Source organism: Duganella sp. GW821-FHT01E12 (genome assembly GCF_059422325.1).
In genome coordinates this window covers 187,829-202,942 of sequence record NZ_JBWKWR010000002.1, presented here as the reverse complement: position 1 = coordinate 202,942, position 15,114 = coordinate 187,829, and the positions used below count along the sequence as shown (strand labels likewise).

At 65.1% G+C, this 15,114-nt stretch carries 16 protein-coding genes; 14 read left to right on the top strand and 2 right to left on the bottom strand.

The features are described from left to right. The first annotated feature begins 22 nt into the window (after positions 1-22). The 11 genes from pyrG (at position 23) to AC07WS_RS06165 (ending at position 8,916) form a co-directional block, all read left to right on the top strand. Positions 23-1,711 carry a CTP synthase gene (gene pyrG / locus AC07WS_RS06215; protein ID WP_494728216.1) on the top strand — a complete coding sequence of 563 codons (1,689 nt, stop codon included), beginning with the start codon at positions 23-25 and terminating at the stop codon, positions 1,709-1,711. After that, positions 1,708-2,562: a 3-deoxy-8-phosphooctulonate synthase gene (gene kdsA, locus AC07WS_RS06210; protein ID WP_445233212.1), complete on the top strand. Its 855-nt coding sequence runs from the start codon at positions 1,708-1,710 to the stop codon at positions 2,560-2,562. Before pyrG ends, kdsA begins: the two co-directional genes overlap by 4 nt. 129 nt (positions 2,563-2,691) lie before the next feature. Beyond that, complete coding sequence (gene eno / locus AC07WS_RS06205; RefSeq protein WP_494728215.1) at positions 2,692-3,975, top strand: phosphopyruvate hydratase; 1,284 nt, start codon at positions 2,692-2,694, stop codon at positions 3,973-3,975. A 42-nt stretch (positions 3,976-4,017) separates the two neighbouring features. Further along, entirely contained in the window at positions 4,018-4,338 is a 321-nt protein-coding gene (ftsB, locus tag AC07WS_RS06200; protein WP_494728214.1) for a cell division protein FtsB, read from the top strand. Between the two features lie 6 nt (positions 4,339-4,344). Further along, positions 4,345-5,142: a substrate-binding periplasmic protein gene (locus AC07WS_RS06195; RefSeq protein WP_494728213.1), complete on the top strand. Its 798-nt coding sequence runs from the start codon at positions 4,345-4,347 to the stop codon at positions 5,140-5,142. Positions 5,143-5,146: 4 nt separating this feature from the next. Continuing rightward, positions 5,147-5,542 (top strand): VOC family protein, encoded by a 396-nt coding sequence (locus AC07WS_RS06190; RefSeq protein ID WP_494728212.1) that lies wholly within the window; start codon positions 5,147-5,149, stop codon positions 5,540-5,542. An 82-nt stretch (positions 5,543-5,624) separates the two neighbouring features. Next, positions 5,625-6,539, top strand: a complete 915-nt coding sequence (locus tag AC07WS_RS06185; RefSeq protein WP_494728211.1) for a L,D-transpeptidase family protein — start codon at positions 5,625-5,627, stop codon at positions 6,537-6,539. Positions 6,540-6,617: 78 nt separating this feature from the next. After that, positions 6,618-6,929, top strand: a complete 312-nt coding sequence (locus AC07WS_RS06180; RefSeq protein WP_494728210.1) for a DUF4124 domain-containing protein — start codon at positions 6,618-6,620, stop codon at positions 6,927-6,929. Positions 6,930-7,027: 98 nt separating this feature from the next. Next, the gene (locus tag AC07WS_RS06175; protein ID WP_494728209.1) at positions 7,028-7,720 is read left to right on the top strand and encodes an aspartate/glutamate racemase family protein; all 693 of its coding nucleotides are present in this window, start codon (positions 7,028-7,030) and stop codon (positions 7,718-7,720) included. Positions 7,721-7,735: 15 nt separating this feature from the next. After that, positions 7,736-8,356 (top strand): glutathione S-transferase family protein, encoded by a 621-nt coding sequence (locus AC07WS_RS06170; protein WP_494728208.1) that lies wholly within the window; start codon positions 7,736-7,738, stop codon positions 8,354-8,356. 29 nt (positions 8,357-8,385) lie between these two features. Next, positions 8,386-8,916, top strand: a complete 531-nt coding sequence (locus AC07WS_RS06165; RefSeq protein WP_494728207.1) for a gamma carbonic anhydrase family protein — start codon at positions 8,386-8,388, stop codon at positions 8,914-8,916. Here AC07WS_RS06165 and AC07WS_RS06160 read toward each other — a convergent pair. Beyond that, positions 8,901-9,389 (bottom strand): hypothetical protein, encoded by a 489-nt coding sequence (locus AC07WS_RS06160; RefSeq protein WP_494728206.1) that lies wholly within the window; start codon positions 9,387-9,389, stop codon positions 8,901-8,903. The two genes, AC07WS_RS06165 and AC07WS_RS06160, sit on opposite strands and share 16 nt — an antisense overlap. Before the next feature lie 18 nt (positions 9,390-9,407). After that, positions 9,408-10,484 carry an extracellular catalytic domain type 2 short-chain-length polyhydroxyalkanoate depolymerase gene (locus AC07WS_RS06155; RefSeq protein WP_494728205.1) on the bottom strand — a complete coding sequence of 359 codons (1,077 nt, stop codon included), beginning with the start codon at positions 10,482-10,484 and terminating at the stop codon, positions 9,408-9,410. A gap of 259 nt (positions 10,485-10,743) precedes the next feature. On the opposite strand from AC07WS_RS06155, the gene AC07WS_RS06150 reads away from it, so the two are divergent. Genes AC07WS_RS06150 through AC07WS_RS06140 form a run of 3 tightly spaced genes read left to right on the top strand, consistent with a single transcriptional unit; the run spans position 10,744 to position 15,045 of the window. Then, entirely contained in the window at positions 10,744-13,044 is a 2,301-nt protein-coding gene (locus AC07WS_RS06150) for a TonB-dependent receptor domain-containing protein (RefSeq protein ID WP_494728204.1), read from the top strand. A gap of 9 nt (positions 13,045-13,053) precedes the next feature. Then, positions 13,054-14,235, top strand: a complete 1,182-nt coding sequence (locus AC07WS_RS06145) for a hemin-degrading factor (protein ID WP_494728203.1) — start codon at positions 13,054-13,056, stop codon at positions 14,233-14,235. Positions 14,236-14,292: 57 nt separating this feature from the next. Beyond that, a complete protein-coding gene (locus tag AC07WS_RS06140; RefSeq protein ID WP_494728202.1) occupies positions 14,293-15,045 on the top strand; it encodes a DUF4440 domain-containing protein in 753 nt (250 codons plus the stop codon). Positions 15,046-15,114 lie beyond the last annotated feature (69 nt).

The following is a 15,114-nucleotide window of genomic DNA, read 5'->3' as shown; positions in this document are numbered from 1 at the left end:
GTGCCGTTCGGCACCATCTGCAATGACCAAATTTGTCTTCGTCACTGGCGGCGTCGTGTCTTCCCTTGGTAAAGGGATTGCCGCCGCCTCTCTCGCCGCGATCCTCGAATCGCGCGGCCTCAAAGTCACCATGCTCAAGCTCGACCCGTACATCAACGTCGATCCTGGCACGATGAGCCCTATGCAACACGGTGAAGTGTTCGTCACCGACGACGGGGCCGAAACCGACCTCGACCTCGGCCACTACGAGCGCTTCATCTCCACCCGCATGAAAAAGGTGAACAACTTCACCACCGGCCAGATCTACGAATCGGTGATCCGAAAGGAACGCCGCGGCGAGTACCTGGGCAAGACGGTGCAGGTGATCCCGCACATCACCAACGAGATCCAGGACTACATCCGCCGCGGCGCCGAAGGCTACGACGTGGCCCTGTGCGAAATCGGCGGTACCGTGGGCGACATCGAATCGCTGCCGTTCCTGGAAGCGGCGCGTCAGCTGAGCCTGCGCGCCGGCCGCAAGAACACCGCCTTCGTCCACCTGACGCTGGTGCCGTTCATCGCCTCCGCCGGCGAGCTGAAAACCAAGCCGACCCAGCACTCGGTGCAGAAGCTGCGCGAGATCGGCATCTCGCCGAACGCGCTGCTGTGCCGCGCCGACCGCGCCATTCCGGAAGACGAACGCGCCAAGATCTCGCTGTTCTCCAATATCGAAGAGCAGGCCGTGATCTCCGTGTGGGACGTCGACACCATCTACAAAGTGCCGCAGATGCTGCACGACCAGGGCCTGGACGCGATCATCTGCGAGGCGCTGGACCTGAACCCGGCCCCGGCCGACTTGTCGGTGTGGAGCCGCCTGATCTACACGCTCGAGCATCCGAAGACCGAAGTGTCGATCGGCATGGTCGGCAAGTATGTGGAACTGACCGAGTCGTACAAGTCGCTGACCGAGGCGCTGCGCCACGCCGGCATCCACAACGAATCCAAGGTCAACATCGAGTACATCGACTCGGAAGAGATCGAAACCACCGGCTGCGCCGCGCTGGGCAAGTACGACGCCATCCTGGTGCCGGGCGGCTTCGGCAAGCGCGGCGTGGAAGGCAAGATCATGGCCGCCCAGTTCGCCCGCGAGAACAAGATCCCCTACCTGGGCATCTGCCTCGGCATGCAGGTGGCGCTGATCGAATACGCCCGCCACAAGGCCGGCCTGACGCACGCCAACTCCACCGAGTTCGACCTGGAGACCTCGCAGCCCGTGGTCGCCCTGATCGACGAATGGCAGGGCCAGGACGGCAAGGTCGAGAAGCGCGACGAGAACTCCGACCTGGGCGGCACCATGCGCCTGGGCGCGCAGACCTGCGCCATCAAGCCGGGCACGCTGGCTTCGGAAATCTACGGCGCCGTGGTCACCGAGCGTCACCGCCACCGCTACGAAGCCAACAACCACTACCTGCCGCGCGTGGAAGCTGCCGGCCTGGTGGTCGCGGCCCGCACGCCGACCGAAGACCTGTGCGAAATCATGGAACTGCCGCGCACCGGCGAGAACGCGCACCCATGGTACATGGGCGTGCAGTACCACCCTGAATTCAAATCGACCCCGCGTGACGGCCATCCGCTGTTCACGTCCTACATCAAGGCAGCACTGGCCCACAAGGCCGCCGGCGGCAACCGCCTGCACGCTGTCGGCGATACTCTGCAAGGAGATGCAGCATGAAACTGTGCGGATTTGACGTTGGCCTCGACCAGCCGTTCTTCCTGATCGCCGGCACCTGCGTGATCGAATCGCGCCAGATGGCGTTCGACACCGCCGGCGCGCTGAAGGAAATGACGGCCGCGCTGGGCATCCCGTTCATCTACAAGTCCTCGTTCGACAAGGCCAATCGTTCCTCCGGTACCTCGTACCGCGGTCCCGGCCGCGACAAGGGCCTGGAGATCCTGGGCGACGTCAAGCGCGAGCTGGGCGTGCCGGTGCTGACCGACGTGCACTCGATCGACGAAATCGCCGAAGTCGCTTCGGTGGTCGACGTGCTGCAGACCCCGGCCTTCCTGTGCCGCCAGACCGACTTCATCGTCGCCTGCGCGGAATCGGGCCTGCCGGTCAACATCAAGAAGGGCCAGTTCCTCGCCCCGCACGACATGAAGAACGTCATCGACAAAGCCCGCCTGGCCGCCAAGGCCAAGGGCCTGAACGAAGACAACTTCATGGCCTGCGAGCGCGGCGCCTCGTTCGGCTACAACAACCTGGTCTCGGACATGCGTTCGCTGGCCATCATGCGCGAATCGAACTGCCCGGTGGTGTTCGACGCCACCCACTCGGTGCAACTGCCAGGCGGCAACGGCACCTCGTCGGGCGGCATGCGCGAGATGGTGCCGGTGCTGTCGCGCGCGGCCGTGGCCGTGGGCGTGGCCGGCGTCTTCATGGAAACCCATCCCAACCCTGCAGAAGCCCTGTCGGACGGCCCGAACGCCGTGCCGCTGGGCCGCATGAAGGAGTTGCTGTCCACGCTGATCGAGCTGGACCGCATCACCAAAAAAGCTGGCTTCCTGGAAAACAGCTTCAACTAATGCAACATACCTGGCGTACGAGTTTTCGTATGAGTGGCGCTGGTGCGCCGGGTACAATCCCCGTTATTTCGTCCGCAACGCGCATCAGAACGCGTAGCGACTTCGCATCGCCTAACTTTGGAGAATGACATGAGTGCTATTGTTGACATCATCGGACGTGAAATCATTGACTCGCGCGGCAATCCTACCGTCGAATGCGACGTGCTGCTGGAATCGGGCGTGATGGGCCGCGCCGCCGTGCCGTCGGGCGCGTCGACCGGTTCGCGCGAAGCGATCGAGCTGCGCGACGGCGATCCGAAGCGTTACTTCGGCAAGGGCGTGCTGCAAGCCTGCGAAAACATCAACACCGAAATCTCGGAAGCCATCATGGGCCTGGACGCCAATGAGCAAGCCTTCCTGGACCGCACCCTGATCGACCTGGACGGCACCGAGAACAAGGCCCGCCTGGGCGCCAACGCCATGCTGGCGGTGTCGATGGCCGTGGCCAAGGCCGCCGCCGAGGAAGCCGGCCTGCCGCTGTACCGCTACTTCGGCGGTTCGGGCGCGATGCAGCTGCCGGTGCCGATGATGAACGTGATCAACGGCGGCGCGCACGCCGACAACAATCTGGACATCCAGGAATTCATGATCATTCCAGTGGGCGCGCCGTCGTTCAAGGAAGCGGTGCGCTACGGCGCCGAAGTGTTCCACACGCTGAAGAAGATCCTGCACAAGAAGGGCCTGAGCACCGCCGTCGGCGACGAGGGCGGTTTCGCGCCGTCGCTGGCCAACCATGAGGAAGCGATCAAGCTGATCATCCAGGCGATCGAAGAAGCCGGCTACGAGCCAGGCACCCAGGTCGCCATCGGCCTGGACTGCGCGGCGTCCGAGTTCTACAAGGACGGCAAGTACGAGCTGGAAGGCGAGGGCCTGAGCCTGACCGCCACCGAGTTCACCAACCTGCTGGCGACCTGGTGCGACAAGTACCCGATCATCTCGATCGAGGACGCGATGCACGAAGGCGACTGGGACGGCTGGGCCATCCTGACCAAGGAACTGGGTAAGAAGATTCAGCTGGTGGGCGACGACCTGTACGTCACCAACACCAAGATCCTGAAGGAAGGCATCTCGAAAGGCATCGCCAACTCCATCCTGATCAAGATCAACCAGATCGGCACCCTGACCGAAACCTTCGCCGCCATCGAAATGGCCAAGCGCGCCGGCTACACCGCCGTGATCTCGCACCGTTCGGGCGAAACCGAAGATTCGACCATCGCCGACATCGCCGTTGGCCTGAACGCCCTGCAGATCAAGACCGGCTCGATGTCGCGTTCGGATCGCATGGCCAAGTACAACCAGCTGCTGCGCATCGAAGAAGATCTGGGCGATATCGCTTCCTACCCAGGCCGCGACGCGTTCTATAATCTGAAGTAACTAGCCAGTGCGGCCGGACCAGCTCCGGCCGCTGTCGATTCCATGCGTCTGATCACCCTCGCACTGGCAGCCCTGCTGCTGTTGATCCAGTACCCGCTCTGGCTGGGGAAGGGGGGATGGCTGCGCGTGAAGGACTTCGAAGGCCAGGTCGACACCGCCCACAGGAAAAACGCGGAACTGATCGCCCGCAACGCCAAGCTCGACTCCGAAGTGCGCGACCTCAAGGACGGCACCGGCGCGGTGGAGGAGCGTGCTCGCTACGAGCTCAGCATGATCAAGCAAAACGAAATCTTCATCCAGATCGTCGGCAAAGGCCAGGCCGCAGCGCCGCCGCCGCTGGCGCCCAAACCTCCCGAAAACTGATCCTCCATGGCGATCCGTGCTGGCATATTGCTGATGTTGGCCACGCTTGCCCCCGTAGCGCACGGCGCGGGCGCCTGCACGCCGCTGCGGGTCGGCTATATGGACCAGAACCGTCCTCCGTACTGGATGGGCGAAGGCGAGCAGGTGCCCGAGCCGCCCGGCGCGGCGGTCGATCTGATCCGCAACGCGGTGCTGGGTTCCGGCTTCAACTGCCTGCCCACGCTGGTGCGCCTGCCGGTGGCGCGGCTGCGCGTGGCGTTGGAGGCGGGCGACATCGACATGACGCCGCTGGGCGAGCAGTCCAGCTACCCGGCCGAGATCGCGCTGCCGCGCGACAAGGACGGCCGCGTCGACCGCAACCGCGCGCTGCACAACACGCTGGTGGTGCTGGTGCGCGCCAGGGACAAGCTGCCGGCCGGCACCAATCCCAACGACTATTTTCGCGGCAAGACGCTGGGCGCGACGCAGGGCAACAGCTACAACGCCCGGCTGCGCGAGTCCGGCCTGACGGTGGACGACGGCGCCCGCGACCTGGAGCGCAACATCGAAAAGCTCAAGCTGGGCCGGGTGGACGGCGTGGTGGTCAACCTGGTCAAGCCCGAGCACCTGGCCGCCACGCTGAAGCGCTACCACGGCGCCGTGGTGCAGCTGCCGCAACCGTTGATCAATACGCGGCTGTGGCTGGCCTTCAACGCCAATTACTACCGTGCCCATCCCGAGCAAGTCGAAGCCCTGTGGAGCTGGCTGGACGCGCATCGCGGCCACCTGGGCGACGGCCTGCAAAAATACCGAAAGGCGGACTAGTCCCATGACCAAGCATTTGAACCACGTGAGCGCCATCAGCCTGTTCGTCGAAGACGTGGCGGCGGCCAAGGCGTTTTATCTGGACGTGTTCGGCGCACCGGTGGTGTATGAGGACGCGGTGTCGGCCGCGCTCAAGTTCGACACCCTGATCGTCAACCTGCTGCACACCGGCAGCGCGCCGGAGATCATCGCGCCGGGCGTGGTGGCGCCGCGCGAGGCCGGCTCGCGCTTCCAGCTCAGCATCTGGGTGGAGGACGTGGACGCGGTCTGCGCGCAGTTGCGGCAGCGCGGCGTGAGCTTGCTGGCCGGCCCCGTCAACCGCCCGTGGGGCATGCGCACCGCCAACTTCGTCGACCCCGCCGGCCACAGCTGGGAAGTCGCACAACAACTGGAATCCTGACGTGGGCCATCGCACGATAGTGCGAGCCCGGCGGATGGCGGTACGCTAAAATAAGCGCCCACATCGTCAGTCGAGTATTGGTTTGAGAGTCTTATTTTTTGCAGCGGCGCTGGCGGTGGCCGGCCTCGCCAACGCGGCCACCGTCGGGCCGCGCGCCAGGGGCGAGCAGGTGCTACGGGCACAGGTGCTGCTCGACCGCGCGCACTTCTCGTCCGGCGAAATGGACGGCGCCTACGGCAGCAATATGCGCAAGGCCGTCCTCGGCTTCCAGAAGCTGCACCAGCTGCCGCTGACCGGCGTGGTCGATGCCGCCACCTGGACCGAGCTGGAGCGCGACCAGGCGCCGGTGCTCGACACCTACACCGTCACCGCGCAGGACGTCGCCGGCCCGTACACGCCGGTCCCGTCCGGCATGATGGCCAAGGCCAAGCTGCCCGCGCTCGGCTACGCCAGCCTGGCCGAAGCGCTGGGCGAGCGCTTCCATTGCAGCCCCGATCTGCTGCGCCGCCTCAACCCCGGCAAATCGCTCACGCGCGCCGGCACCCAGCTGACCGTGCCCAACGTGGCCGCCGCCAAGCCGCTGCCCAAGGCCAGCTCCATCCTGGTCGACGCCCACGACGGCACGCTGACCCTGCTCGACGCGGGCGGCATGCCGTTCGCGCAATTCCCGGCCAGCACCGGCAGCAAGCACGATCCGCTGCCCGAAGGCCGCTGGCAGGTGCGCGGCGTGGCCACCAATCCAGAATACCGCTACAACCCCAAGCTGTTCTGGGACGCCAGGGCCGGCGACGCCAGGGCCCGCATCGCGGCCGGCCCCAACAATCCGGTCGGCGTCGCGTGGATAGAGCTGAGCAAGGAACACTACGGCATCCACGGTACGCCCGAGCCGGGCAAGATCGGCAAGACCCAGTCGCACGGCTGCATCCGCCTGACCAACTGGGACATCATGGCCGTGGTGCATTCGGTCGCGCGCGGCGCGGTGGTGCTATTGCAATAGTGGTGACATTTCAATAGATTTCTATATAGTAATTTTTCGTACAATCGGCGGGTCGATTCTCCATGAGAACAATCCACCATGTCCCGGATACTGCTCATCATCTCTCTGCTGTGCGCCTGCGCGAGCGGCCACGCCCAGATCTACAAATGGGCCGACGCCCAAGGCCGCATCCACTACACCGACAACAAGGACGACGCCGGCGACGCCCCGGTCGCCGAGTTGAAATTGAACGGCGAGCCGACCGTGCTGCCGGCCCCGCCCGCCAACGGCCCGACCTGGCAGCAGCGCGCGGCCGAGTTCAAGCGCCGCCAGCAATACAAGCTGCTGGCACCCGGCTTCCGTCCGCGCCAGCCTGCCGCGCCGGTGCAGGCGTCCGTCCAGCAGTCCTGATCCTGTAAGCCCGGGGCCGCTGCGCGAACGCGCGGCGCCGTGTATGCTTGCATTCCGCGGCCGCGCATCGGCGGGCCGGACTTCTTGAGGGAGCGCACTTGAAAACCATAGGGCTGATAGGCGGCATGAGCTGGGAATCGACGGTGCCTTACTACCGTCAGGTCAACGAGACGGTGAAGGAACATCTGGGCGGGCTGCACTCGGCCAAGGTGGTGCTGTACAGCGTGGACTTCCACGAGGTCGAACGCCTGCAGCACACCGGCGACTGGGACGCGGCCGGCGCCATGCTGGCCGACGCGGCCCGCTCGCTGCGCGCGGCCGGCGCCGATTTCCTGGTGCTGTGCACCAACACCATGCACAAGGTCGCGCACGCCATCGAAGCGGCGGTGGACATCCCGCTGTTCCACATCGCCGACCCCACGGCCGCCGCCATCAAGCACGCCGGCCACGCCAGGGTCGGCCTGCTGGGCACGCGCTTCACGATGGAGCAAGCCTTCTACAAGGACCGCCTGCGCGAGCGCCACGGCCTCGACGTGATCGTGCCGGACCAGCACGACCGCGACATCGTCCACCGCATCATCTACGAAGAGCTGTGCCTGGGCCGCATCGTCGACGCCTCGCGCGACGAATACCGGCGCATCATCGCCGGCTTGGTGGCGCGGGGCGCACAGGCTATCATCCTGGGTTGTACCGAAATCTCGTTGCTGGTTGCGCCGCAGGACGCGGACGTGCCGCTGTTCGACACCACCGCCATCCACGCGCGCAAGGCCGCCGAGTGGGCGCTGGCTTAACTCATTGGAGAAAATATGAAACTGATCGGCATGCTCGATTCGCCCTATGTCCGCCGGGTGGCGGTGACCTTGCAGCTGATGGGCGTGCGCTTCGAGCACCAGTCGCTGTCGGTGTTCAGCACCTTCGATCAATTCCGCCGGATCAATCCGGTGGTCAAGGCGCCGACCTTCATTGCCGACGACGGCACCGTGCTGATGGACTCGACGCTGATCGTGCAGTACGCGGAAGCGCTGGCCATGCCGTCGAGCCGCCTGACGCCGTCGATGCCGACCGAGCTGCTGCGCTCGCTGCGCGTGCTGGGCCTGGCGCTGGCGGCCTGCGACAAGGGCGTGCAGCTGGTGTACGAGGGCATGGTGCGCCCGACCGCGCACCAGCCGTGGGCCGAGCGCGTGACCGTGCAGCTGCTGGCGGCGTTCGACGCGCTGGAGGCCGAGCTGCGCGCGCAGCCGCTGTCGGCGGCGGCGCTGGACCATGCCGGCGTGATGACCGCCGTGACCTGGCACTTCATGCAGCAGATGCTGCCGCAAGTGGTGGACGCGGCGCGCTATCCGCTGCAAGCCGAGTTCTCGCGCCAGGCCGAGGCGCTGCCGGCCTTCCGCGCCGCGCCGCACGGCGACAGCACCTACACCGCCTAACCAAACACGCCCACCTTCGACAGGAAACCATGCCCATCTCCAGCTACCTCAACACCAGCCCCTATTTCGGCGAGAACATCTACCTGCACGCCTCCGCGCAGGTGATCGGCGACGTGCGCATCGGCCACGACAGCTCGATCTGGTGCAACACCGTGCTGCGCGGCGACGTCAACCGCATCGTGGTCGGCGTCTGCAGCAACGTGCAGGACTTCGCCATGGGCCACGTCTCGCACAAGCACCCCGGCAAGCCCGAGGGCTCGCCGCTGATCATCGGCGACTACGTCACCATCGGCCACTCGGTGCTGCTGCACGGCTGCACCATCGGCGACGAATGCCTGATCGGCATGGGCTCCATCATCATGGACGACGTCGTCGTGGAAGACCGCGTGATGGTGGGCGCCGGCAGCCTGGTCCCGCCGGGCAAGGTGCTGGAGAGCGGCCACCTGTACGTGGGCCGCCCGGCGCAGAAGGTGAGGGCGCTGACGGCCGAGGAGATCGCCTACCTGAGGTACTCGGCCGAGCACTACGTCCGCGTCAAAAACAACTACATCGAGGGTTGATCGCCGTGTAGCTTCTGGCTGGCCCAGTAGCCGAAATCGACGTCGATGTTTTCCAGCAGCGCCACGAAATCCGTGGCCTGGCTGGTCAGCAGGGCGGTCGATTGCGAGATGAGGTTGCCCTGTTTCTCCAGCAGCTTGGACATGGTGTTGGCTTGCCGCAGCTGGCCGTAGTCCTCGGCCAGGATCGCGAACCCCTTGCGCCAGTTCTGGTTCTGCACCTGCAGACGCTGCGTTATCGCCGCCTGCATCTGCGTCAGTTCGCTCCACACCGCCGGGTCCCACAAGCGCATCGCCAACGCCACCGACAGGGTGCCGTTGTTCATCAGGTGGGTGGCGTCCTTCTGCATCAGCCTTTGCGTGGTCATCGCGTGCGCCAGCGGCGCTATCGTGCTGGAAGCAAGCGCGACGGATTCGGCCGCGACGTTCTCTTTTTCAACCGGATTCAATTTGACAGCGACGGGAAATTTGCTCATTACGTTCTCCATGGGCGCTCAAGCGCAAAGACGGTCCAGCATTTTGTGTATGGCCTTGATCTGCACCGCCTCGCGCGAATAGTAAGGCGAGTCGGCATTCTTGGTGCTGTATCCCCACCAGTCCCAGCAGCCGTCCGGGTTTTGGATGGCGCCGTTGTCCGTGCCTTCGGCCTGCGGATACAGCACGATGATGTCGTTGCTTTCGGCGATGTGGTTGTAGCCGGTGGTGGTGAAGTAGCGGTTGCCGTACGGCGGCTGGTTGGCGATGTCGGCGCGGCCGTTCACGTAGTCGGTGTAGTTGTAGCCCTGCTTGCAGCCGTGCAGCGCGATGTGCACGCGCGGCTCGGCCACCTGGCCGGCCAGCACCTTCGACGGAATGTAGGCGTAGCCGAACTTGCTCATGCTGGCCCACGGCGCGTCGTCGCCCAGGAATTCCGTCTGGTCGAAGCACTGCAATTGTCCGGTGAGCTGCTCGGCGGGCGGCTTCAGCGGCCCGTAGATGTGGCGCAGGATGTCGTGCGACTGCATGAAGCCGCCGTTGTTGATGTATGGCGGCTGATTGGTGGCCAGCTCCGAATCCTCCGGGTTGTCGGTGATGATGCTGTGGCCCGCGGGAATGTTGTCGTGGTAGGCGATATTTTCCTGCTTCACGCCCAGCATCTCGTAGAACTCGCGGGTGCGCTGCACCACGTCGGAATAGACCACCTCGTCCTCGCTGCCGGTGAAGATGTAGAGGCGATCGTCGGCCAGGTTGGCGACGTCGTCTATCAGGCCGGCCTGGGCCGTGTCGCGCGCCATGTGCACCAGCTTTTGCGCATCCGGGCTGGAGGCCGGGATCAGCGGGTTCATGCAGATGTACAGCGAGTTCTCGATGCGGGAATCCTGCGGCGTCACCATGCCGCCGGCCTGATAGGTCTCGGCGCAGCGGAACGGCCCGCCGGCGATGATGCCGGCCCCCGCGAAGCTGGCCGAGCGGGCCAGATGCAGCTGCACGGTCATGAAGGCGCCGGATGACAGCCCGGAGATGGAATTTTGCTGCTTCGACGCTGCGTACGATCCGAGTTGAACAATCTTGCCGTTTGCACTGGCTACCATCGTGGACCTCCTGTTTTGGCTGGGGATGAATTTTCCGGGGGGAACTGGCATGTACGCGCTTGCCGCGTAGAAGCGGTATTCTGCTGGCGCCTCGCGCTGAGCTCTTGAGCTTTATCAAGATAAACGAATAACAAATAGATGCAAGAAAAATAATTATTCTCCTTGACTTGTAAATGAGAATCATTATTGTTAATATGTGTTTTTTGCCAGCAATCGCCGTAGGTCCGAGAGCCAGCCGTCACCTCACTCCTGGAACTCTATGGCCGCTACCACTTCGGGCGCCCGGCATCCGGCCGCGCCTTTCTCCCTTCATGCCGTCACGCTGGCGGTGCTCACCGCGCTGATCCCTGCCCACGCCGCCGACGCGCCCGCCACGCCCGCGCTGGGCGAGATCCTGGTCAAGGCCAGGCGCGACGACAGCAGCAACACCCGCAACGGCGCCACCGTCGTCATCGACGCCGAGCAGATCGGCAAGAACAACGCCATCGACCTGGCCAACCTCGCGCGCTATTCGCCGCTGATCAGCGTGCCGGCCGCCGCCAGCGGCTCCGGCAATATCTGGGATGGCGCCGGCAACACCGGCATCAACATCCGTGGCGCCGAGGGCAACCGCGTCAGCATGGAGCTGGACGGCATCGCGCTGCCCGACGCCGCGCCCAAGCCGGACGCCAACTCCACCAACGCCTTCGGCATCGGCCGCGACTACTTCGATCCCGAGACCTTCCGCGAAGTGCGCATCGGTTCCGGCACCAGCCCGGCGGGCGCCGGCACGCCGGGCATCGGCGGCGCGGTCTCGTTCATCACCAAGACGCCGGAAGAATATCTGGCCACGCGCAAGCTCTACGCCGACTACAAGGTCGGCTACAGCTCCGACCATGCGCAGCGCATGCACGCGGTGACCGCAGCCGCCCAGCTCAGCGATAATCTGCAGGGCCTGATTGTCGGCGTGCACCGCGACGGCGAACAAGGCAAGAGCAAGGGCAGCACGCCGCAGAACCCGGACGACTGGAGCTCGGACGCCGTGCTGGCCAAGCTGAACTGGACGCTGACGCGCGAGCAGAAGCTCAACTTCACCATCGACAACTACAAGGCCCAGCACGACCTGGTGTTCGCCAACAAGCTGGCCGCGTCGTATCCTGAAGGCGCGTCGCAGGATGCGCGCACCGAGCGCACCCGCTACAGCATCGAGCACCGCTACACGCCGGGCGCCGGCCTGCCGTTCGACACGCTGGACACCCGCGCCTACACACAGAACGCGTCGGTGGCGGACCTGACCCGCGCCAGCTACATCACCGGCGGCCAGCCCTACGTGCGCAACATCTCGACCGGCTTCTACAACAACAGCAAGGGCCTGGCGCTGGACGCCACCAAGCAGCTGGCTCCGCTGGACATGCTGAGCTACGGCGTCAGCTACGAGCAGCAGGAGTCGCGCCGTCCATGGCTGGAGGACCGCACCGTGATCAAGACCGGCGCGCACCAGTTCACCATGAAGAACCGCATGGCCGACATGGACACCGACAAACTGGCCGCCTACCTGCGCGGCGAGTTCGGCTTCACGCTGCTGGGCCGCCAGGCTACGCTGACGCCGGGCCTGCGCGCCGAACGCCGCAAGCTGACGCCGAAGAACCTGGCGGCCTACCTGATCGCCGTGCCGAGCGCGGCCAGGGAAATCAGGGAGGAGAGCGACTCCTTCTTCACGCCCAGCCTGAACCTGTCGGTCGAACTGGCGCCCGGCTTCAGCACCTACGCGCAGTACAGCCGGGGTACGTGCCTGCCCACTGCGGCGGAGCGCACCGGCACCTACGATTCGTTCAGCTACACCGCCGCCGGCAACGCCTACGCCGTGCTGGGCAATCCGAACCTGCAAAAGGAAACCAGCAACGCCTTCGAAGTGGGCGTGAAGGGCGCGCCGGCCAACGGCGTGGAACTGAGCGCGTCGGCGTTCTACACCCGCTACAACAACCTGATCGAATACGCCGCGCAGCCGCTGGACCCGGTCAACTATCCGACCATCACCTTCGGCCTGTACCGCCCGGAAAATGTCGGCAAGGCCAGCACCAAGGGCGTTGAGGTCAGCAGCCGTTTCCTGCTGGGCCAGTGGGCCGAGGCGATGAAGGGCTACAGCGTGGCGCTGGCCGGCGGCATCTCGCAGGGCACGGCGGAGAACCGCCTGACCGGCAAGCAGGCCGACCTGCCGTCGATCCAGCCGTACAAGGCCAACGCCACCTTGGCCTATGACGATCCGGCGCTGCGCGGCGGCGCGGCCTTTGTGGTGAGCACCGTGCGCGGCAAGAAGGCGGCCGACGACGTGATCGCCGACGCCAGCGGCGCGCGCTTCGCCGTGCCGGGTTCGACGGTGATGGATGTCACCGCCTACTGGAACATCGGCAAGCATGCCGTGCTCAACGCCGGCGTCTACAACCTCGGCGACAAGAAGTACTGGGACTACGCGTCGGCCCGCAGCCTGCCGGCCGGCACCAACGCCGCGACCCTGGCCGATATCGAACGCTACGTCCGTCCGGGCCGCAACTACGCGGTCAACCTCAAAGTGATCTACTAAGGAGTCCTCATGAAAGCTCATCACCGTTTTGCCCTGGCGCTGACCGGCGCCCTGTTGCTGGCCAATCTGCCGGCCCACGCCGCCAGCCTGTCCGAGCGCTACGACGCGTTGCGCACCGAACAACCCAAACTGCAACTGCGCGACGCCGCCAAAACGCTCAACGTCTCCGAAGCCGAGCTGCTGGCCACCGGCATCGGCAAGACCGTCACCCGCTTGCAGGAGGGCGAGAACGTGCCGCGCGAAATCATGCGCCGCGCGCTGGACCTGGGCACCGTGCTGGCGCTGACCCGCAACGACAATGGCGTGCTGGAACGCACCGGCGTGGCCACCCGCCTCAAGCCGCAGGAGGAAATTGCCGGCCTCGACGCCGACAAGGAAAAGGAACGCGAAGCCCGCCTGCGCAACATCGCCGGCGGCTACCTGGGCGGCGAGATCGACCTGCGCTTCACCTTCAAGAACTGGAAGTACGCGTTCGCCGTGGTCCAGTCGGGCAAGGATGGCGCGCTCACGCGCAGCCTGCAATTCTTCGACACCCACGGCAACGCCGCGCACAAGATCTACGTGAAGAGCGAGGCCGGCGTGCCGGTGTTCGACAAGCTGGTGGCCGAGTTCCGCAATCCGGTGCAGAGCGCCGAGCTGAAGGTGACGGCCATGCCGGCCAAGGCCGCCGAGAAAGCGGACAGCGCCATCGACATCAAGGAATTCCAGCTGGCCTGGAACGAGCTGACCGACGTGCACCAGTTCAGCCGCCTGCTGGACGAGTTCGGCGTATCGCGCGAGCAGGCGATGCGCCTGGCGCCGGCCAGCGCGGTGCAGCGCGTCACGCCGCTGGCGGCGCGCCAGCTGCTGGAAGAATCGGCCAAACAAAAGCTGGACATCATGGCCTTCCTCGGCAACGAATCGACCATCCAGATCTACAGCGGCAAGGTCGTCAAGGTGCAGGAGGCGGGCGGCTGGTTCAACGTGCTGGACCCGGAATTCAATCTGCACCTGCGCGACAGCGCCTTCAACAGCGGCTACGTCATCAAGCGCGCCGGCGTGACGTCGGTGGAATTCTTCGACAGGAACGGCGAGCTGGTGGTGAGCTTCTTCGGCGTGCGCGAGCGTAACAAGCCGCAGCTGCAAAGCTGGGTCGACATGACGGCCGCGCTGCCCAAGCCCGACGGCACGGCGCGCCAGGCCAGTCGATGATTGCATTAAAGTCAATGTTTCGCTATGCTGGGTTCCTCATCGAAAAGGGAGAACGCCATGTGGACCCATGTAGCAAGCATAGAAACCAGCGCCTCGCCGGCGGAGGTGTGGGCGAAGTTTGCGGACGTCGCCGGCTGGAAGCGCTGGAACGCCGGCATCGTCAACATCGAACTGCACGGCCCCTTCGCTGAAGGCACGCGCTTCACGATGCAGGTGCCGGGCGGCGACATCTTCGCCAGCATCTTGCGGACTGTGCGCGAGAACCAGGAGTTCACCGACGAGACCGTCATTGACGACAACCGCGTGCTGGTGTTCCACCGCATCGAAGCCTTGCCGTCCGGCGGCAGCCGCGTCAGCTACAGCACCGAGATCACCGGGCCGCAGGAAGCCGAGTTCGGCCCGATGGTGGTGGGCGACTTCCCCGAGGTGCTGGCCGCGCTGAAGCGCCATCTGGAAATCCCCGCCGCCGAGGAGCGCTTGCGGCAGGCCATGCAGGCCTCCGACGTGCAGGCGCTGGACCAGATCCTGGCGGACGATCTGCTGTTCACCAACCACATGGGCCAGATCGTCAGCAAGCCGCAGGACCTGGAGCTGCACCGCGCCGGCACGCTGCGCTTCCGCAGCGTCGAGACGGTCGAACTGCAAGTGCTGGGCAACGCCGCGCTGCCGATGACCTCCATTTGCGTCAAGCTCGACGGCTCGTACGGCGGACAGGACTTCAAAGCCCTGCTGCGCTTCACCCGCATCTGGCGGCAGGCGGACAACAGTCAATGGCAACTGGTCGTGGCCCACAGCAGCCCGGTGCTTTAACGTGTTGTTTTTCGTTCGGTGCAAAAGTAACGGTTGATTTTTCAATTGAACGATGTCAGATTGGATACA